The organism is Patescibacteria group bacterium (assembly GCA_041662965.1).
GTDB lineage: Bacteria > Patescibacteriota > Patescibacteriia > Patescibacteriales > GWC2-42-12 > JACPHD01.
The window spans coordinates 20,935-42,172 of record JBAZRI010000006.1 but is presented as its reverse complement, the minus strand read 5'-3'; the positions used below and the strand labels follow the sequence as shown (position 1 = coordinate 42,172).

The 21,238-nt window shown below is 39.9% G+C and carries 19 protein-coding genes; all 19 read left to right on the top strand.

Annotated elements, in window-relative coordinates:
- Positions 1-68: 68 nt before the first annotated feature.
- The 19 genes from WC639_03875 to WC639_03785 all read left to right on the top strand — a co-directional run bounded on the left by WC639_03875 (position 69) and on the right by WC639_03785 (position 21,201).
- Positions 69-2,249, top strand: a complete 2,181-nt coding sequence (locus WC639_03875; protein ID MFA6306918.1) for a peptidylprolyl isomerase — start codon at positions 69-71, stop codon at positions 2,247-2,249.
- 151 nt (positions 2,250-2,400) lie between these two features.
- Complete coding sequence (gene secF / locus WC639_03870) at positions 2,401-3,312, top strand: protein translocase subunit SecF (GenBank protein MFA6306917.1); 912 nt, start codon at positions 2,401-2,403, stop codon at positions 3,310-3,312.
- A 108-nt stretch (positions 3,313-3,420) separates the two neighbouring features.
- Positions 3,421-3,747 (top strand): hypothetical protein, encoded by a 327-nt coding sequence (locus WC639_03865; GenBank protein ID MFA6306916.1) that lies wholly within the window; start codon positions 3,421-3,423, stop codon positions 3,745-3,747.
- 4 nt (positions 3,748-3,751) lie between these two features.
- Positions 3,752-4,795 (top strand): rod shape-determining protein, encoded by a 1,044-nt coding sequence (locus WC639_03860; protein MFA6306915.1) that lies wholly within the window; start codon positions 3,752-3,754, stop codon positions 4,793-4,795.
- Between the two features lie 129 nt (positions 4,796-4,924).
- Positions 4,925-5,758, top strand: coding sequence for a rod shape-determining protein MreC (gene mreC / locus WC639_03855; GenBank protein MFA6306914.1), 834 nt, complete (start codon positions 4,925-4,927; stop codon positions 5,756-5,758).
- 130 nt (positions 5,759-5,888) lie between these two features.
- Positions 5,889-6,827 (top strand): UDP-N-acetylmuramate dehydrogenase, encoded by a 939-nt coding sequence (gene murB, locus WC639_03850; protein MFA6306913.1) that lies wholly within the window; start codon positions 5,889-5,891, stop codon positions 6,825-6,827.
- 218 nt (positions 6,828-7,045) lie between these two features.
- Entirely contained in the window at positions 7,046-8,278 is a 1,233-nt protein-coding gene (locus WC639_03845; protein MFA6306912.1) for a sigma factor-like helix-turn-helix DNA-binding protein, read from the top strand.
- 307 nt (positions 8,279-8,585) lie between these two features.
- Positions 8,586-10,022, top strand: a complete 1,437-nt coding sequence (locus WC639_03840) for a hypothetical protein (GenBank protein MFA6306911.1) — start codon at positions 8,586-8,588, stop codon at positions 10,020-10,022.
- A 141-nt stretch (positions 10,023-10,163) separates the two neighbouring features.
- Positions 10,164-12,002: a type IV secretion system DNA-binding domain-containing protein gene (locus tag WC639_03835; protein ID MFA6306910.1), complete on the top strand. Its 1,839-nt coding sequence runs from the start codon at positions 10,164-10,166 to the stop codon at positions 12,000-12,002.
- 58 nt (positions 12,003-12,060) lie between these two features.
- Entirely contained in the window at positions 12,061-12,762 is a 702-nt protein-coding gene (locus tag WC639_03830) for a DUF1361 domain-containing protein (GenBank protein ID MFA6306909.1), read from the top strand.
- 23 nt (positions 12,763-12,785) lie between these two features.
- Positions 12,786-14,336 carry a glycosyltransferase family 2 protein gene (locus WC639_03825; protein ID MFA6306908.1) on the top strand — a complete coding sequence of 517 codons (1,551 nt, stop codon included), beginning with the start codon at positions 12,786-12,788 and terminating at the stop codon, positions 14,334-14,336.
- Positions 14,337-14,493: 157 nt separating this feature from the next.
- Complete coding sequence (locus WC639_03820; GenBank protein ID MFA6306907.1) at positions 14,494-14,946, top strand: dTDP-4-dehydrorhamnose 3,5-epimerase family protein; 453 nt, start codon at positions 14,494-14,496, stop codon at positions 14,944-14,946.
- A 165-nt stretch (positions 14,947-15,111) separates the two neighbouring features.
- Entirely contained in the window at positions 15,112-15,513 is a 402-nt protein-coding gene (locus WC639_03815) for an HIT family protein (GenBank protein ID MFA6306906.1), read from the top strand.
- Positions 15,513-16,115 (top strand): hypothetical protein, encoded by a 603-nt coding sequence (locus WC639_03810; GenBank protein ID MFA6306905.1) that lies wholly within the window; start codon positions 15,513-15,515, stop codon positions 16,113-16,115. The genes WC639_03815 and WC639_03810 overlap by 1 nt, the downstream gene beginning before the upstream one ends.
- A gap of 4 nt (positions 16,116-16,119) precedes the next feature.
- Entirely contained in the window at positions 16,120-17,304 is a 1,185-nt protein-coding gene (locus WC639_03805; protein ID MFA6306904.1) for a glycosyltransferase, read from the top strand.
- A gap of 87 nt (positions 17,305-17,391) precedes the next feature.
- Positions 17,392-18,612 (top strand): hypothetical protein, encoded by a 1,221-nt coding sequence (locus tag WC639_03800; protein MFA6306903.1) that lies wholly within the window; start codon positions 17,392-17,394, stop codon positions 18,610-18,612.
- Between the two features lie 68 nt (positions 18,613-18,680).
- A complete protein-coding gene (locus WC639_03795; protein ID MFA6306902.1) occupies positions 18,681-19,484 on the top strand; it encodes a glycosyltransferase family 2 protein in 804 nt (267 codons plus the stop codon).
- A 3-nt stretch (positions 19,485-19,487) separates the two neighbouring features.
- The gene (gene rfbB, locus WC639_03790; GenBank protein MFA6306901.1) at positions 19,488-20,492 is read left to right on the top strand and encodes a dTDP-glucose 4,6-dehydratase; all 1,005 of its coding nucleotides are present in this window, start codon (positions 19,488-19,490) and stop codon (positions 20,490-20,492) included.
- Positions 20,482-21,201 (top strand): hypothetical protein, encoded by a 720-nt coding sequence (locus WC639_03785; GenBank protein MFA6306900.1) that lies wholly within the window; start codon positions 20,482-20,484, stop codon positions 21,199-21,201. Before rfbB ends, WC639_03785 begins: the two co-directional genes overlap by 11 nt.
- Positions 21,202-21,238 lie beyond the last annotated feature (37 nt).

The window sequence follows — 21,238 nt, the reverse complement described above, 5'->3', positions numbered from 1 at the left end:
GAGTTTAAACTAAAATATATTAATAAGAGAAATAACTTCATTCGCACCCCTAAGGGTGTTATTAATTTATGTCTGATAACATTTTACAGAATTTATTAAAACCCAGCGCGCGCGGTAAAATCTGGTGGGTTTTTACTTGCATCATGATTTTAGTTTTAGTGACGTCGCTCATAGATTTCGGCGCCTATTATAATAAAGCGGTGGATAAATTTAAAATTCCTTTTCCTAAAGTTAAAGAAGTGCCTTTTAGATTGGGGCTGGATTTACTCGGCGGCACGCAATTAACTTATCAGGCCGATGTTTCGGCTCTTTCGTCCGCTGAAAAAGGCAACGCGGTTGAAGGTGTGCGCGACGTGATTGAGCGCAGAATAAATGTTTTTGGCGTGAGCGAGCCTAACGTGCAGATTAACCGCACTTCGGGCGGCGACTATCGGATAATCGTGGAAATGGCCGGCATTAAGGACGTTAAGCAAGCTATCAAAATGATCGGCGAAACCCCTTTGCTAGAATTTAAAGAGCAGAATAATGAAATCAGGAAAATGACGGCTGAAGAAACTAAACAGCTTGAGGATTATAATACAGCGGCGGAAAAGCTTGCTACTGAAGTTTTAGGCAAAGTTATTTCCGGCGGCGATTTTAAAGCCTTGGCCGCGGCTTACAGCCAAGACGAAAAAACTAAAGCTTCGGGCGGCGATTTGGGCTATATTACGGAAAAAGATAATCCGGAAATATATAATTTAGCGAAAAATATCGCGGTTGGGAAGACCAGCGTTGATTTAGGAAAAACAACCGGCGGCTTTGAAATTCTTAAAGTTGAAGATAAAAAAGTAAAAATTAATCCTTTTAGCAATACTGAAGAAAAAGAAGTTAAAGCTTCGCATTTGCTGATTTGCTATACCGGCGTAACCGGCTGCGAAAGCGGCTTGACTAAAGAAGAGGCTTTGGCAAAAATTAATAAATTAAAAGAGGGAGCCACGCCGGCTAATTTTAAGGATTTAGTTAAGCAAAATTCCACTGAACCGAACGCGCGAGAAACCGGCGGCGAATTAGGCTGGTTTGGCGCCGGCGCCATGGTTAAGCCGTTTGAAGACGAAGTGTTTAAACAGGCGGTCGGCACGATTTCCGCGCCGGTGGAAACTGAATTCGGTTATCATCTGATTTATAAGCAAGACGAAAGAAAAGTTGAAGAAATTAAAGTTAGCCATATATTTATTAGAACCATGACCGAAACGGATATTATCGGAACGCAGAGCGAATGGAAAAATACCGAGCTGACCGGAAAAAATTTAAAATCGGCTACTGTGGAGTTTAATCCTCAAGACGGTTCGCCTGAAGTGTCATTAGTTTTTGACGATGAAGGCGCGAAAATGTTTGAAGAAATTACGGCGCGCAACGTCGGCAAGCCGGTGGCGATTTATCTGGATAACTATCCGATCAGCGTGCCGAATGTTAATGAAAAAATTACCGGCGGCAAAGCCGTAATTTCCGGAAAATTTAATATTACCGAAGCTAAATTATTAACGCAACGGCTTAACGCCGGAGCTTTGCCCGTGCCGATTGAACTGGTAAACCAGCAAACCATCGGCCCAAGCTTAGGCCAAAAATCAATGGCCGATAGCGCGCGCGCCGGCATCATCGGTTTTATTATTATTGCCATATTCATGATTCTTTTTTATAGGTTGCCCGGCTTAATGGCGGTCTTGGCGCTGGCGGTTTACAGTTTAACAGTTTTTGCCATCTTTAAAATCGGTTTTTCCATGGCCGCTTTATTGCTAGTCGGCATTTTCCTTTTAATCGGCATCACGGTTAACGGCTGGTTTATTTTATTCGCGTTTTTAAGTTATATATTATTATATTTTATCGGCGGCTTATCGCCCGTGACCTTAACTTTAGCCGGTCTGGCCGGAGCCATTGTTTCGGTTGGTATGGCCGTTGACGCCAATATCTTGATTTTTGCCAGGATGAAAGAAGAAATCGCTAACGGCAAGCCGTTGACCAGCGCGATTGAAGACGGTTTTAAGCGCGCCTGGCCGTCAATCAGAGATAGTAATTTCAATACTTTGATTACTTGCTTTATTTTGATTATGTTCACGACCAGCGCGGTTAAAGGTTTTGCCATAACACTCGGCCTCGGCGTGATTATTTCCATGTTTACCGCTATATTTATCACTAGAAATTTTTTAAATTTAATACCGTCGGCCTGGCTGGAAAAAAGGCACGCTTTGATTACCTCAATTAAAAATAAATAGCAACATGCGTGATTGGGCTAAATTTATAAAATTTTCTACTGCGCCTGCCTGCCGGTAGGCAGGGAACTCGTCCGCCTGCTGGCGGCCTCAAACAGTCCTCGCACGAAAATTTTACAAATTTAGCCCAATCAGCCAGTATAATTAATTTTCTATGACTAACTTCAAAATAATTCAAAAACGCAATATTTGGCTGGGAATTTCCGCTGCTTTATTCGTGATTTTTGCTTTGGCTTTATTTGTTTGGGGTTTAAAATACGGCATTGATTTTACCGGCGGCAGCTTGCTTGAAGCAAAGTTTACGGGCGCCAGGCCGTCAGTCAGCCAGATTGAAACCGGTTTAGCCGATCTTAAGCTGAATAGTTTGATTATTCAGCCGGTAGGCGAGCAGGATATTATGTTAAAATTTCAGGAAACAGCTGAAGAAACCCATCAAGCCATCTTAGACAAATTAAACGAGCTGGCCCAAAAAGAGAATAAAAATAATTTGATCGAAGAACAGCGTTTTGAATCAGTCGGCCCGTCAATCGGCGCGGAATTAAAAATCAAATCGCTTTGGGCCATATTTTTCGCGCTTATAGCCATGTTATCTTATATCACTTATGCTTTCAGGACTGTTTCCCGCCCGGTTGCTGCCTGGAAATATGGTTCGGCCGCGATTATCGCCATGTTTCATGACGTGGTTATTACTGTGGGCGTATTTGCCTTTTTGGGGCATTTCTACGGCATAGAAATTAATACGGCTTTTGTCGCCGCGGTCTTAACCGTACTCGGCTATTCGGTTCATGACACGATCGTCGTCTTTGACCGTTTACGCGAGAATTTACCGAAAAGCAATGAAGATTTTGAAGGTACGGTTAACACCAGCCTAAACCAAACTATCGTTCGTTCGCTTAATACTTCTTTAACCGTGCTGTTAGTTTTAGCGGCCATTATTATTTTCGGCGGCGCGTCCATCAGGACTTTTGTCCTGGCTTTGGCTATCGGTATTTTCATCGGCACCTATTCCTCAATCTTCGTGGCTTCGCCGATTTTAGTGGTTTGGGAAAAATTAGGAAAAAAATAAATCTAAAAAATAAATAATTATTTAAAAAACGGCGGCATTTTTACAAGCGGCCGTTTTTTGACAAAAAGCTTATTTTTAAGGTAAACTGTAATAGTAATTAATAAATTTATGGCGAATTTAAGCTTGGAAAAATTAATTGAACTAGTTATGAAACTTGCCGAAGATAAGAAGTTCGGCGTTAAACCCGAGGAAATTAATACGCTGGAAAAAATCGCGCTTATTCATAGCGAGGTCAGCGAAGCCATGGAAGCTTATCGGCGAAAAAAAATGAATGGTAAAGACGGTTTCGCCGAAGAGTTAGCGGATGCAATAATCAGAATTTTACATTTGGCCGGAGTTTATAAAATAGATTTAGAAAAAGAGATTATAAAAAAATTAGAATATAATAAAAATAGGGAGTGGAAATGGGAAAATTATAATGAAACTCATAATTAATTAAATGCTAAATAAATTTTTCGGAAAATTTTCTAAAGACCTGGGCATTGATCTGGGCACGACCAATACTTTAGTTTACACGCCGGACAAGGGGATTGTTATCAATGAACCTTCGGTGGTGGCGGTTAATATGCGCACCGATGAAATTTTATGCGTGGGCGCGGAAGCGAAAAAAATGCTTGGTAAAACCCCGCCCCATATCCAGGCCATTAAGCCTTTGGTGGACGGCGTGATTTCCGATTTTGAAGTTACGGAAAAAATGCTTAAGTATTTTATTGATAAAGTGCACGCCGAGCATTTTACTTTAGTGCCGCGGCCGCGGGTGGTTATCGGCATTCCTTTGGATATTACCGAGGTGGAGAAGAAAGCGGTTGAAGACGCGGCCAAATCGGCCGGAGCGCGCGAAGTTTTTTTGATTGAGCAATCAATGGCCGCGGCTATCGGCACCCGCCTGGACGTTACCGGCCCCCAGGCCACCATGGTGGTTGATATCGGCGGCGGTACGACCGAAATCGCGGTTATTTCTTTGGGCGGGGTGGTAACCTGGAAAACTTTGCGCCTGGCCGGCAACGCGCTGGATAATGACATTATCCAATATGTGCGCGAAGAATTTAATATTTTAATCGGCGAGCAGGTGGCGGAAAACATAAAAATCAGGATCGGTTCGGCTTCGGCCCTGAAAGAATCCATGGAAATGCCTTTGCGCGGCCGGGATTTAATCAATGGCTTGCCTAAAGAAGTTATGATAACTGACAGCCAGGTAAGGGAAGCCATGCAAAGAGTCATCAGGCAAATTATAGAAAACATAAAAATAACTTTAGAAACCACGCCGCCGGAATTAGTTTCGGATATTTACGAGCACGGCATTGTTTTAACCGGCGGCGGCGCTTTGCTTCGCGGCTTGGATAAAGAAATCGCCCAAGCCACTAAAATTCCGGTCAGAGTGGCCGAGGATCCTTTAACCTGCGTGGTTAGGGGCACGGGCATGCTATTAGCCGATCCGGCTTTGCTCGCCAAGGTGCTATCGCCGGCTACGGAAGAATACTAAAGTAATGACAAATTTCTAATGACAAATGACAAATTTAAATTAATTATTTTTGACATTTGAATTTTGGCATTGATTTGACATTAGAAATTAGTCATTAGTCATTCTTACCTGATATAATGTTTAATCGGTATGATAAAGTTAAACGTTAAAAAATATTTTGTCATAACGGCGGTAATTTTGCTGCTTATTTTTTTGCATTATGCCAAGTTGTTAAATCCGCTTGAATCTTTTTTAAACAAGAGTCTTGAGCCGATGTTTAGAACCTTTTATTCTTTAAGCACGAATTTGAATAAAATTTATTTGACGGAGACCGGGAAGCAGGATTTGGCGGCCGAGCTAAAGCAAGCCGAAGAGAAAATAAATCAATTGATAGCTGAAAATGTTAAGCTAAGATTTTTAGAAGAAGAAAATACAGTATTGAGAAAGCATCTGAATTTTTTGAATAAAGACAATCGGCGCTATTTAATGGCTAATATTATTTCTCGCGGCGAGTTAACCGGGGCGAGCAGCGAAGGCAACCAGTCAATCGTGATTGACAAGGGCGCTAGAGACGGTTTGTTCGCCGGTTTGGCGGTTGTTAGCTCAACGGCTATCGGCTCTACGAGCCAAGGCGTTATTATCGGTAAAATTGTTAATGTTAAAGAGCAGATCGCGGAAGTTTATTTAGTGACCAATAAGAATAGCAAATTAGCAGCGTCAATTTTTGGAGAAAATAAAACTTCAGGCATTGCCTCGGGAGAGCTTGGCTTAATGATTAAAATGGATTTTATACCCCAGACGGAAAATATTAAAGCTGGTGATATCGTCGCCACTTCAGGGTTGGAGCAAAACATACCGCGAGGCTTGGTGATTGGCAGGGTAACCGAGATTAACAAAGAAAATAATGAAGTTTGGCAAACCGCTATCGTTGAACCGCTGGTTGACCTGGATACTTTGTCTGTCGTTGCGATTTTATTGCCGTAACCTTTAAAACCTTTTTTAGAAAAAGGTTCCCCCCCCTCCGGGGATAAATAATATTTCCCCCCTCCGGGGATAAACAAAAAATATAATGTATCAAATAAATTATGATTAATCGTGCGTGAAAATATTAAATATGTCCATAGAGAAATTAATCCAAAAAAATTTTGATTTAACCCCTTTGACAACTTTCCGCATCGGCGGCCAGGCCGAATTTTTTATGGCGGTAAAAAATAGGCGAGAGCTCGCTCAAGCCGCCGCTTGGGCTAAAGCCAAAAAATTACCCCTAGCTGTTTTAGCCGGCGGCAGCAATATTTTAATCGTTAGAAAGAAAATTAAAGGCTTGGTTTTGAAAATTTCCGGCGAAGATTATTCTATCAAAAAAAAATATGTAACTTGCTGGGCTGGCACGAGCCTGACTAAGCTGGCTAAAATTTCCGCGTCGGCCGGCTTAAGCGGGCTGGAATGGGCCTTCGGCATCCCCGGCAGCCTTGGCGGCGCGGTTAGGGGAAACGCCGGAGCTTACGGCCTTGATATGTCCGACTCTGTCGCCGAAGTTGAAGCTTACGATTTAGCTGGAAAAAAGTTCGTAAAATTTGATAACCAAGCTTGCGGCTTTAATTATCGCGATTCTCTTTTTAAGAAAAGAAAAAATTTGTTAATCGTCGGAGTTAAATTGAAATTAATTAAAGGCGCGCGAGAAAAAATAGAAGCTTTAAGCCGGAAAAATTTTAATCATCGCTTTGATTCCAAGCCTAAGGAACCGAGCGCCGGCTGTGTTTTTAAAAATTTGGAATATAAAAAAGTTTTAAGGCGGAATAAGAAGTTGGCCGAAGCTTTAACGTCCAAAGGCTTAGTTAAAAACGGTAAAATCAGCGCTGGTTTGCTGATTGATCGGCTTGGGCTTAAAGGTAAAATCGTGGGCGGAGCTAAAGTTAGTAAAAAGCATGCTAATTTCATAATAAATACGGGCAAAGCCCAAGCCGAGGATGTGGTTAACCTTATAAATTTAATAAAAATTAAAATTAAAAATAAATATAAAATTAACCTGGAAGAAGAAGTTCAGTATTTTTAAGGTTAGGAGCTAATCAGTAGATTAAGATAATTTAAGGCTAATACTAGCCTTTTTTATTTATATTTTTTTATAGTCCTTGACTTATGAAAATAAATATGTTAATATATTGCAATAAAATATACAATAGACAAAAACCTGATAGTCTTGTTTAATATATTTTAAAAAAGGAGATATTAATTTAAATTTTTTTCTCTGCGCGAGGCGGGGTAAGCAATTTTATGGAAAATGACAATAAATCCATTTTAGACCAAATAATGAACAACCATCAAGCCGAGGAAGTCGCTAAACTTGACGCGGTTGAAATAATCACTAATTTATTCAGCGAGCTCGAAGAAAGAGAGCGCGATGTTTTAATTAGGCGGTTTGGCTTGGGCGGAAACACGAAAGAAACTTTGGAAGAAATCGGTAAAATCCATAAATTAACCAGAGAGCGCATCAGGCAGATTGAAACCGCCAGCATTAAAAGGTTAAGGCAGCTTGAGAATTTAGACAATTATTTAAGCGGTTTAAAAAATATTATAATCAATTTGCTGGAAGAACACGGCGGACTTATGGAAAAAGAATATTTGTTTAATAATTTGGTTAATTTTTCCATCAGCGGCGGTAAAAACGGCGCCAATGAAATAAAACATAAGCGCCATTTTGATTTTTTAATATCAAAATTATTGCATGACGAATTTGAAGCCATAGGCGATTCAGAGCATTTTAAAGAATCTTTTAAATTAAAATATCAGTCTTTGGAGCATTTAGAAGCTTTAGCTAAAGAGCTTTTGGAAAAAATACAAGAAATCAAAAAGATATTTATGACCGAAGAATTGGTTAATTTGTCGAAAAGCCTCGAGGCTTATAAAAATAACGAGGAAAAATTCAGCCCGGCCGGCAATTTAGATATATCCGGAATTTTAGCCAATGATTTATTTAAAGAAAATGCCGATGTAGTTAACGGCAATAAAGTTATTTATTCAATTTTGCAGGCTGCCAAGAAAATTGAACAAAATAAATTCGGCCTTTGGGGCATAAATGATTGGCGCGAGATCAAGCCGAAAACAATTAACGATAAAATTTATTTGATTTTAAAAAATAGCGGCAAGCCTATGCATTTTGCCGAGATCGCCGATAGAATAAATCAAATAAGTTTTGACAAGAAAAAAGCCAACGCGGCTACGGTGCATAATGAATTGATTTTAGATGAAAAATATATTTTAGTCGGCCGCGGCCTTTATGGGCTGAAAGAATGGGGCTATCAGAAAGGCACGGTCGCCGACGTGATTGAAAAAATCATAGCTGAATCAGGCCAGCCTTTGAACCGCGAAGAAATTATCAATAAAGTTTTAGAGCAAAGGATTGTTAAAAAAGCCACTATAAATTTAGCTTTAATGAATCGGGATAAGTTTGAAGTTACTGGCGACGGTAAATATAAAATAAAAAATAATAAGCCGGTTAGCGAATAATTTTACCCCGTCAAATAGCGCTTAGCGCTAATTTAGCCAGGGGCGAAATTATTTGACAGGGTAAAAATAAAAATAAAAATTTAATGAGTTTCTTTATAAAAAGCGGATTTAATCCAGCTGATAATTATCAGTTGAGTTAAGTCTGTTTTTTATTTGGCAGAATTAGGGTAAATATGGTAGAATAAAATCAGTTAATCGGTTAACCGGTTGAGCGATTTTTTGTTTATATGAGGCAACTAGCCAACTGATTAACCAACTAACTTATAACCGATCTCTCATGGATATAGTTATAAATTTACAGCCAATAATGGATTTTTTGGCTTTGCCGGCGGATCAAATACTCTTAAAGCTGTTTCTTTATGTCGGCTGGATTCCGATTGCCGCTACTTTTATTTGGGGCGTGGCTCAAGTTTGGCTAAGGTATATCCGTTTAGCTTACGGCGCTTCAGAAAAAGCCGTTTTATTGGCTATAGATGTGCCGCGAGGCAACGCCCAAACGCCCATGGCCGTAGAAAATATTTTTGCTTATTTAGCCGGCGCGCATAGCACCAAGGATTTATTTGAAAAATGGTGGCTGGGCGAGTGGCAGCTTTTTTTCAGCTTTGAGATAGTCAGTATTGACGGTTATACTCAATTTTTAATCTGGCTACCGGAAAAATATCGTAATTTAGTGGAAGCGGCGATTTATTCCCAATATCCGGACGCGGAAATTACCGAGGTCAACGATTATACCCAGGGCTTGCCCACGGTTTTCCCTGATGAAGAATATGATATTTTCGGCAGTGAATATATTTTAGTGAAAAATTCGGTTTATCCGATCAAGACTTATAAGCATTTTGAGCATCAGATGGGCGAGCCGGAAACTCAATATAAAGATCCTATGGCCGTACTGATGGATTTGATGGGCAGCATGAAAAAAGGCGAACAATTATGGTATCAAATTTTAACCATACCAATCGGCACTAAGTGGGAGGATGAAGGCGAAGAGGAAATAAAAAAAATTATCGGCGAAAAAACAAAGGGAAATAATCTGGCGGATAAACTTATTGACGGCATAGTTAATTTTATGGGGTCGATAAGTGAAATGATTTATAGCTTATGGGGAGATATTGATGCCGCTAAAGCGGAAGAAAAAGAGCCGCAATTTAAAATGATGAATTTAAAGCCCAGGCAAAAAAGACAGGTTGAAGAAATACAGGAAAAAATCGGTAAGATCGGCTTTGGCGTTAAAATCAGGTATCTTTATCTGACTAAAAAGGAAACCATGAATAAAAATAAGGTAGCTTACGGTTTTACCGGCTATATGAAGCAATTTAATTTTAACGATTTGAATTCCTATAAGCCGGATACGGGCGATGGCGGCACTATGACTAAAGTGACTTATGACAGAATTTTTGGCAAATATCGCGTTAACGCTAGAAAGAATAAATTAATGACGGCTTATAGGTTAAGAAGCGATGCCCGCGGACGGTTGCCGCATATTCTTAATACCGAAGAATTAGCCTCAATCTGGCATTTTCCGGTTGAAGCTTCGGTTAAAGCGCCTTTAGTCCAGAAGGCTCCGGGCAGAAAAGCCGAACCGCCGGCCGGCTTGCCCGTAAGCATAGAAAGTTCAGCTAAAGATTTGGAGTTCGGTTTTCCGACTAAAGCCGAAAATATTTTTGCTTCAGCCGATAAATTAGATGAAAATAAGTCAAAGGCTAAGCCGAAAGATTTACCGCCGGATAATTTGCCGATAGTGTAATGCTGAAAATCCCAATAACCAAATCCCAATGACCAATAAAATTAAATTATAAAATTAGGGTTGGCTTGGTCATTGGCCATTGGAGTTTGGGGTTTAATTAGATAAATTAGAAATTAGAATAATTAGATATTATATTTTTTTATGCCAGAAGAAATAACAGTTTTCGCGGAAACAAATTTTCGCAATCAATATAGGCAGTTCGGTATTAAAACCGACGATCGCCGCCGCCATATGTATTTGGTTGGTAAAACCGGCATGGGCAAGTCAACTATTTTGGAAAATATGATTGTTGACGATATCAGGTCGGGCAAAGGCGTTATGGTGGTTGACCCTCATGGAGATTTGGCGGAAAAAATTATTGACTATATTCCTTCCAGCCGGGTTAACGATGTAATTTATTTTAATCCGTCCGACATTGATTATCCGATCGCTTTTAACATAGTTGAACAGGTGGAGCCGCACTTAAGGCATTTAGTCGCTTCCGGCCTGATAGGAGTTTTTAAAAAGCTTTGGGCAGATTCTTGGGGACCGAGGCTGGAATATATTTTACGCAATGCCATTTTAGCTGTTTTAGATTATCCGGGTTCGACGCTCTTAGCCATAACCAGGATGCTCTCGGATAAAAATTTCAGGAAAAAAGTTATTGAAAAAATTCAGGATCCGGTGGTTAAATCTTTTTGGGTTAATGAATTTTCCGGTTATGCCAATAATTTCGCTTCGGAAGCGGTTTCGCCGATTCAGAATAAAGTCGGGCAGTTTTTATCCAGCGCGCTCATAAGAAATATCGTCGGCCAAGTTAAATCCTCAATTGATTTAAGAGAAGTTATGGATACGGGAAAAATTTTAATTTTGAATTTAAGCAAGGGCCGGATTGGCGAAGATAATTCGGCGCTACTCGGCGCCATGATGATTACTAAAGTCCAGCTATCGGTTATGAGCCGGGTTGATATATTGGAGCGTGACCGTAAAGATTTTTATCTTTATATTGATGAATTCCAAAATTTTACGACTGACAGTTTTGCCAATATTTTATCCGAAGCCAGAAAGTATCGGCTTAATTTAATAATGGCGCATCAATATATTGAACAGCTGGGAGAGATAGTTAAGCCGGCGGTTTTCGGCAACGTCGGCACTTTGGTTGTTTTCAGGGTGGGCGCGACTGACGCCGAAGAATTGGTCAAAGAGTTTACTCCGGTATTCACTGAAGAAGATTTGGTTAATTTAGCCAAATATGAATTTTATATTAAATTAATGATTGACGGGGTTTCTTCCGATCCTTTTTCCGCCCGCGGCCGGGCGCCTTTGACCGACGAAGAAAAAACAGATAATAAAGAAAAAGTGATTAAGGTCTCGCGCGAAAGATACGCTAAGCAAAGACTGGCGGTTGAAGAAAAAATTAACCGTTGGCACGCCAATAATGAAGATATGGTAGATAAAATTGAAAAAAGGCCGGAAAGAAAAATATTTAAAGAAGCGGAGGCGCGGCAGTTTACGGCGCCGAGACAAGCGCCAAAATTTTTTTCGCCGGCGCCTGGCGATAAAAACACCGTGATCAAGCCGCCGGCGGAAAATTTTAAAGAGCCGGATATTAATAAATATAATTATGTTTGCAGCCGCTGCTCTAAGCCAACGCAAATTTCTTTCGTGCCTGACGGGATTAGGCCGATTTTCTGCAGAGATTGTTTGAGTTTGGTTAAAAAAGAAAAAAAACAAGAAATAGAGGGCAGGCTAGAGGCTAAAAAGCGGGAGTTATCAAGCATCTCGGTTAAGGCTAGGCCGGAAATCAGCGAAAATTTTTCGGCCGCTAAGCCGGCGCCGGCTGTTAGTTTGGGGCAGGCGATTAAAAGCGGACCGGTTAATTTTCAAGGCAAGAAAATTGAACCAAGGCCGGGTAATTTTAAAACGCCTGGTTCTGATAAGGCCGATCAATCCGGCGCTGTTATAAAAGAAAATGAAGATGTGATCTTAAGCCGCGATTAGCCGCTTTTGTTGCTATAAGATGGCGGCACGACAGCAACGCGGCAGTTATTTATTTTTTATGGACAGAATTATACATATATCATTTTTAAGCCTCGATAATTTTTATAATCATTATCCGGCTTTAAATAATATCGCCATTAATGATTATCAGCTGGTTACCGTTATTTGGAATATTTTTTTAGTTTTGCTGCCGCTAGCGTTTTATATTTTTTTAAAATCGTATTGGCGCCGTACCGGTTTAAGGAAATTTTATCAAAAAATAGCCGCGGTTATTTTGTTTATTTTTTGGCTGTTATTTTTTCCCAATACGGCTTATATCATAACCGATATCAGGCATCTTTTAAATTATTGTCCGCTTGATTCGCCGGACAGAGTTTGCGCGGATAATGCCTGGATGATTATGGTTTTTTTTATTTACTCCGGCTTCGGCTGGGTTTCTTTTTATTATCTCCTGAAATTAATGTCTGATTTGGCTCATGAGATATTTAAAAAATTACGGCCAAGTTTTTTCGCCGCTTTGATTATTCCCATAACTTCGCTAGGCGTATTGCTCGGCTTATTAAACCGTTTTAACAGCTGGGATGTTTTTCTTTATCCGTTTTGGCTTTGGCGGGTGTTTTTAGTTTATTTGTTAAATATAAATTATTTTATAGATTGGCTGATTTTTACGCTCGGTTTATATTTATTGTATTTTGCCGGCGGTTATTTATTCAAAAAAATAAATACGGACGGCGCGAATATTGGCGAGCGAAATAAATAATTTTTTTTTATTTTCGTATTTTTATGCAATATTTGAAAATAAGCAAAGCGACCGATTTAGTTGACGCGAAAGACAGAAGGCTTTACCGCCTTTTGGAAATTTTTCCCGGTTTTTTGTCTTGGGCAACCTTAATTATTTTACTGGTGTTTTCCGCGATAAAACCGGTTTGGGTGGCTTATTTTATTATTGCTTTTGATGTTTATTGGCTGCTGCTCGTAATCTATTTAGGCATAAATCTTTTTGCCGCTTATTTAAGCATGAAAAAAAATATAAAAATTGATTGGTTTAAGCGATGCGAAGAATTACCGGCCTCTTCGGCCAATAATTTTAAGTGGCAAGATATTATTCATCTAGTGATTTTTCCAACTTATAATGAAAGTCTGGAAGTTATCAGGCCGAGCTTTGAGGCTCTGATTCAAGACGGTTATCCGACCGATAAAATAATTATGGTTTTAGCTATTGAAGAACGGGCCGGCAGCGAAGCCAGGGAAAGAGCTCGGATAATTGAGTATGAGTTCGCTGATAAATTCAAGCATTTTTTAATAACCGTTCATCCTGATAACATAGCCGGTGAAATCAAAGGTAAAGGCGCTAATCAGGCTTGGGCGGCGAGACAAGTCAAGCAAGAAATTATTGATAAATTCAATTATGATTATGATAAAATTTTAATTAGTGTTTTTGACATGGATACGGTCGTTATCCCCGGCTATTTTTATTGTTTGACTCATAAATTTTTAACCGTAGCCGATCCGTATTTGGCCAGCTACCAGCCCATCCCGGTCTATCATAATAATATCTGGCAAGCGCCTTTTTTCGCGCGCGTAGCGGCCGCCTCCAATACTTTTTGGCAGATGATGCAGCAGATCAGGCAGGAAAAGCTGGCGACTTATTCTTCCCACTCCATGACTTGGCGGGCTTTGGTAGATATAGATTTTTGGTCTACTAATATGGTGAGCGAAGATTCGCGCGTTTTTTGGCATTGCTATCTTAACTATAAAGGCAATTATCGCGTTGAACCTTTGTACTTTCCGGTTTCCATGGATGTTTGCATGGACGAAACTACGATCCGCACCATGAAAAATTTATATAAACAGCAGAGGCGCTGGGGCTGGGGCGTGGAAAATCTGCCTTATTTAATGTTTAATGCCATAAAGGAGAGAAAGAATTTGCCCGTCGGTAAGGTAATCAATAAAATTTTCATCCAGCTATACGGCTTTAATTCTTGGGCGACCAATGCTTTAATAATCGGCGTCATCGGCTGGATGCCCATGATTTTGGGCGGCGATCGTTTTAATATAACCGTTTTATCAAGCAATTTGCCGGTAGTATCGCGGACTTTGATGACCGTGGCTATGGTCGGCATGGTTTTTTCCGCCATTATTTCTTCCATGTTGCTGCCTAAGCGGCCGGAAAAATACGGCTTTGGCAAGAGCTTGACTATGGTATTGCAGTGGCTGATTTTGCCGGTTAGCATCATACTTTTTGGCGCCATACCCGGCCTGGACGCGCAAACCCGGCTGATGTTTGGCAAGTACATGGGTTTTTGGGTAACGCCGAAAGTGAGGAAGGCTTAAAATTTTCAATTTTCAATGACCAATTTTCCCTGCCTGCCGGCAGGCAGGCAGGAATGAATGATCAATTATTAAATTTTCAATTTGAAAATTAATAAATTAAAACATTGTTTGAAAATTGATAATTGAAAATTACTGAATTGTGCTATAATACAATTATATGATCGATGGCGTAATAATCAAAAAAATCGCTAAGAATCAGGACCCTAGGGGCTGGTTAGCCGAATTTTATCGCCAGGACGAAGTAGAATATCGTCCGGCTATGGCTTATATTAGCGTGACTAAGCCGGGTATAGCGCGCGGGCCGCATGAACATAAATATCAGAGCGATGGATTTGTATTTGTTGGCCCTGGTAATTTTGAGCTGCACTTATGGGATAGGCGGGAAAATAGCCGGACTAACGGCGAATATATGAAAATTCAAACCGGAGAGGATAACCCGGTTTTGGTAATTGTGCCGCCCGGCGTAGTGCATGGCTATAAAAATATTTCCAGCGCGGACGGCTGGTGCATAAATCTGCCGGATAAATTATATAAAGGCGAGGGGAAAAAAGAAGAAGTTGACGAAGTTAGGTGGGAGAGTGATCTTGATTCGCCATATCAAATTAATTAAATATTTTCGTCATTGCGAGCGACTGAAAGGAGCGAAGCCTGCCTACCGGCAGGCAGGCAATCTCACGAATATCACATAAGCGGGAAGGTGGTAATATTTTAGTGAAAATGTGTTGTCTGTGAGATTGCTTCGTCGCTATTGCTCCTCGCGATGACAGCAAATCATATGTCTTGTATTTTTTGTAAAATCATTGCCGGTGAATTGCCATGCTATAAAGTCTACGAAGATGATCAGGTTTTGGCCTTTTTGGACATAAACCCGGTAAACCCCGGCCATACTTTAGTGGTATCCAAAAAACATCTGACTAATATTGAGGAAGCGGACGATGAAATATTATGCGAAATTATCAAGGCGATAAAAAAGGTCGGCCTTAGCCTTAAGAAAAATTTGGCCGTGCCAGGCTATAATGTGCAAGCCAATAATGATCCGGCGGCCGGCCAAGTCGTGCCGCATTTGCATTTTCATGTTACGCCGAGATTATTGGATGATTGCCTAAAGTTGTGGCCGCCAAAAAAATATCAAGGCAATGAAGCCCAAGAAGTTTTAAATAAGATTAAAATTACCTAATGCCAGCTTCCAGTTTTTCAATAATTTTGCCATGGATTTTAACCAGCAGTTACTTAATGATTTTTGCCGCCATTATTGTTGGCGGTCCGATTTTTATTTCGGCCGCGGCTTTTGCCGCGGCTTTGGGCTATTTAAATGTTTATTTTATTTTCAGTCTGGCTTTTTTCGGCGAGCTGGCGGTTGATGTTATTCTTTATTTTATCGGTTATATCAGCCGGGCCGGCATGGTGGAAAAATTCGGCCATTATTTCGGCTTAACCGATTCAAGGATTTTTAAATTGGAAAAATTTTTATTGCGGCATACTTGGAAAGCCCTGTTTATAATTAAATATTCGCCGATAATACCCGTGCCCGGCTTTGTTATTACCGGAGCGGCCAAGCTTGAATTTAAAAAGTTTTTTTATATTTTATTCGCCTTAAGCCTGCCTAAGGCGGTTTTTTTTACCGTAATAGGCTATTTTTTCGGCCGAGCCTATGATTCGCTGGCTAAATATTTTTATTACGGCCAGTATTTGATTGTTTTGGTCATAGTTTTGTTTATTATAATTCATTATTTATTCGCTCGGATTTCAAAAAAGATTTCCCAGGAAGAAATCAATTAGAAATATGAAAATCGCTATTTTTTCCGATAATTTTTATCCGGAGCTAAGCGGTATATCCGATTCAATTATTTCGCTGGCCAAAGAACTGGCCGAACTGGGGCATAGAATAAATTTTTACGTGCCAAAATACTCGGCTAAAAATTATCAAGCTTTAAATTTAGCCAATCAAGAAGAATTGGATCTTGGCAAAGAAATTAAAATTAAACGCTTGTTTTCTACGTCCGCGCCGTTTATTAGCAATTATTCAAGAATAGTTATTCCCGTAATATCGCCGAATTTTTTTAAGGATTTCAAGCCGGACATAATTCACACCCAGCTTTTTTTCGGCGTCGGCCTTAAAGCTCTGGCCGCGGCCAAATTAAATAAGCTTCCCATAATCGGCACTAACCATACCGCTATTTCGGAATTTATAAAACTTGTGCCGTTTCGGCCTAATTTTTTAAAAAAGGCCAGCCTAGATTACGCGGTTTGGTATTATAACCGCTGTGATTTCGTAACCGCGCCGTCGCAGTCGGTTTTTAAAGAAATGCTGGTTTATGATTTTAATAAGCCGCATAAAGTTATTTCCAATCCGATTGATATTGATACTTTCTGCCCGTCCGGCGAAAAGCTGAAATATAAGAAAAAATTTAATTTATCCGACAATACTATTATTTACGCCGGCCGTTTGTCTTTGGAAAAAAATATTGAGGTACTTATAAGAGCCGTAGCTTTGGCAAAAGAAAAAATTAATGATATTAATTTAGCTATCGCCGGGTCGGGCCAGCTTGAAGACGAGCTTAAGCGCCTGGCGCGAGAATTGGGCGTTGAAAAAGAAGTTAAATTTTTCGGCACCTTAAGTAAAATTGATTTGGCAAAATTATATCAAGCCGCGGAAGTTTTTTCTATCGCTTCTACTTCGGAAACTCAAAGTTTGACTTTAATGCAGGCTATGGCCTGCGGCCTGCCGGCCGTGGCGGTTGACGCGCGAGCTTTGCCCGAGTATGTTAATGAAAAAAATGGTTTTGTGGTCAAAGCCGGCGATGAAAAATCTATGGCGGAGAAATTTATTTTACTTTTAGAAAATAACGAATTGCGGGAAAAATTGAGCCGTGGCGCGGCTGAATATGTCAGGCAGTTTTCCGCGCCCAATATCGCTAAAGAGTGGGAAAAATTATATAGCGAAACTATAAAAAATTATAAAAAATAAGCTTGAAAATTATAATAATAGTAGTATAATAAGCATAAGATCACTAGATCTATAATTTTTTATTTTAGCTAAAATTAAATAAAAAATATGCAAGAAATGTTTTTGGATAAGCTTGGAAATGTAAAATTGCCTGAAAATAAAGAAAAAGACGAAGCCAAAGCCGAAAGAGAGGGTAAATTTGATATTGATGTTTTTGTCACTGACCATAGCCCCGATAATCCCGGTACTGGCAGCCCTGAAAATTTAAGAAAATTATATGAAGACGTGGCTAGCGATGGCGTGGATCGAGTCAGATATGATTGGCATTGGGGCAAGTTAGAAAATAAACCCGGAGAATTTAATAAGGACCTTCTAGGAAGATATGAAGACGCTAAACTCGCCCAAGAAGAAGCCGGCCTAAAAGCGCCGATTATTATTTTATCTAATCCGCCCGAGTGGGCGATAAAGCTTTACAAAGAAGGCAAAAAAGAAGAATTTTATAACGAATTCAGAAAATACGCCGAAGAAGTAAAAAACGGCCTAGAGCATGCCGGCGGCAAAAAAGTGATTACGATTCAAATTTTAAATGAATTGAATAATAAAGTTTATACGCCGGTGGCGGTTGAAGATATGCCGGAGATGTGCCGGATTACCAAGGAAGTTTTTAAAGAATATAATCCTGATTTAAAATTAAGCGCTACTTTAGTCGCCGGTAATTTAGCCAAACTAGCCGGCGAAGACATTAAAGACTTTCTGCCGAAGTTTAAAGAAGTTAAAGATTATTTTGATAAAATCGTGATTGATTATTATCCCGGCACCTGGCATTACCCTATGGAGAATATAAAAAAGCAACTTAGCTTAAGCTGGCCGCCGACTAAAGAAATATTTAAACAACTGGTTAGGCAATTTGATTTATTGAAAGAAGTTTTTGAAGAAATAGCCACTTGGGGTAAAGATTATGAAATGGGCGAGACCGGCATGCCGACAAAATTTCCCTGGGGCGGAGAAAAAGCTCAGCGTTATTTTTATGATGTTTTTTTCAAGCAGTTTAAACATATGATGCTTGATTTTAAAAAGCGGGGATTGAAGTTGCCTTCAGCCGTTGGCTTATATGAAGCTATTGACGAGCCGCCTAAGGATTTAAAAGGAAAAATTTTAGATAAACTAACGCCGTTTCCCGAAGCCAGATTCGGCATGCGCAAGGGCGGTGGAGAAAGAAAAATGATTTTACGAGGAGCGCGCGGTAAGGCAAACGGACCATCGCAATTTAGCAAATTAATTAGTTATTTACGCACGCCGATGGAAAGTACAAAAGACATTGAGAAATAATTTATTATTAAAAATTTATTCACCCCGTTAGAAATAATTAAGATAACGAGGGTAATTTATAAAAAGGTATGCCTAAAGAAAATAACATAATTTCTAACGGGGTGAAATTAAGCGTAGTTATTCCGGCTTATAACGAAGAGGCCCGCATCGGCGGCTGTTTGAATTCAATTTTAGCGGAAATGAACGGCAGAAATTATGATATGGAAGTCGTGGTGGTTAATAACGCTTCAACCGATAAAACCAGGGAAATTATCGCTTCATTTCCCCAGGTTAAACTGGTTGACGAGCCTGATAAAGGCTTGGTGAAAGCGCGCCGCGCCGGTTATTTAGCGTCAACCGGCGAACTGGTCGCTAATATTGACGCCGATACCAGAATGACTCCGGGCTGGCTTGATAAAGTATTTGAGGAATTTTCCAAAAATGATAAGCTCGTGGCTTTAAGCGGCCCGTTTATTTATTATGATTTATCAAAAAACGCGCGCGCGGCCGTTAAAACTTTTTATTACGCCGGTTTTTTTATTTATCTTATTAATCGCTATATCCTCGGGGTCGGCTCAATGCTCCAGGGCGGAAATTTCGTGGTTAAGCGCGCGGCCTTAGAAGCCATCGGCGGTTTTAATTCTAATTTTGATTTTTGGGGAGAAGACGCTGATTTGGCTAGGCGCTTGATAAAAGCCGGCGGCGTTAAATTCACTTTTGATTTGCCGATTTACGCTTCCGGCAGGAGACTAGAGAAAGACGGCATCGCCAAAACCGGCTGGCTCTATGCCATAAATTATTTCTCCACCATATTTTTTAAAAAACCTTATAATACCATAAAAAATGATTTTAAAGCTAAATACGCGAATACTTTAGCGAAAATTAAAGAGTAAAATATGAAGATACTTATAACCGGCGGAGCCGGGTTTATCGGTTCCAATTTTATACACTATTGGCTGAAGAAATATCCGTCTGACAGCCTTGTCAATCTGGATGCCTTGACTTACGCCGGCAATTTGAAAAATTTACGCGATTTGGAAAATAATAAAAATTATAAGTTCATTAAAGGCGATATTTGCGACGCTGGTTTAGTCAACCAGATTGTTAAGGGCGTTGATTTAATCGTGCATTTCGCGGCCGAGTCGCATGTTGACCGCTCTATTATAGATTGCGGCGATTTTATAAGAACTAACGTGGAAGGCACGCGAATTTTATTGGACGCGGCTAAAAATAACGGTAAAATAAGATTTCACCATATTTCTACGGATGAAGTTTTCGGCGCTTTAGGCATGGCCGGCCCGGCTTTTAATGAAAAGACCGCTTACGATCCAAGAAGCCCATATAGCGCCTCTAAAGCGGCTTCAGACCATCTGGCGCGCGCTTATTGGCATACGCATAAGCTGCCGGTTACGATTTCCAATTGTTCAAATAATTATGGCCCGTACCAATTTCCGGAAAAAGTAATACCATTATTCATAACAAACTTGCTGGAAAATAAAAAAGTGCCGGTTTATGGCCGGGGCAATAATATCCGCGACTGGATTTATGTTGGTGACCACAACGCCGGCGTTGACGCCATAATTAATAAAGGCCGGATAGGCGAAACTTATTGCTTGGGCGGAGCCAGCGAATTAACTAATTTGGAATTGACCAGAAAAATTTTAAAATTAATGGATCGGGGCGAAGAGATGATTGAATACGTTTCCGACCGGCCGGGCCATGACCTGCGCTACGCTATAGATTATTCTAAGGCTAAAAACGAGTTGGACTGGGAGCCGGCTGTTAATTTTGACGAAGGTCTGGGAAAAACCATAGATTGGTATAAAAATAATCAAGCTTGGTGGCAGAATATAAAAAGCGGGGAATATTTGGAATATTATAAAAAACAATATGGCAAATAAGAAAATTTTGCCAGGGCTAACCACGAGGACGCCGGGCAAATGGAAAAATAAAGTTAGAGAAATTGATGAATTAGGCCTTAAAGAAATCGCTTTATTCCCTACTTCCCTTAACGCAGAAGAGCGTCGTGAACTTTATGATTTATTAGAAAAAACCGGTTTGAAAAAAATTCCGCATGTTCATTTAAGAGATGATATGAAACTTGAGGAATTGGATTATTTGACAAATAAATACGGAACAGAAGTTTTTAACGTGCATTCGGAAAATGATTTTTATAAATCAACTCGGGATTATAAGAATTATTTTGAAAAAATTTATGTTGAAAATACTGTAAGTAACACGCCGACAGAGAATGATTTGAAAAGATATGCCGGCCTATGTTTTGATCTGTCGCATTGGCAGGCGCTAGTATTATCGGAGGGTGAAAACGGAAGCGAAAATATTAAATTAAAAAAATTCGGCCAAGAGCATAAAATTGGCTGCAACCATATTGCGGCGGTTAAGCCGGAAAAAATTCATTATTATGATAAGTCAAGTAAGCAGGATTTTTATAGTTACGACAGCCATGATTTAGCCGATTTAAGCGAGCTTGACTATGTTAAAAAATATAAAGATTATCTGGCGGATATAATCAGCATAGAATTGGAAAATCCGCTTAAGCGACAGTTGGAGGTTAAAAAGTATTTAGAAAAAATTTTAGATTTATCCTGATTGTCATTGCGAGCTTCTGTAAGAAGCGAAGCCTGCC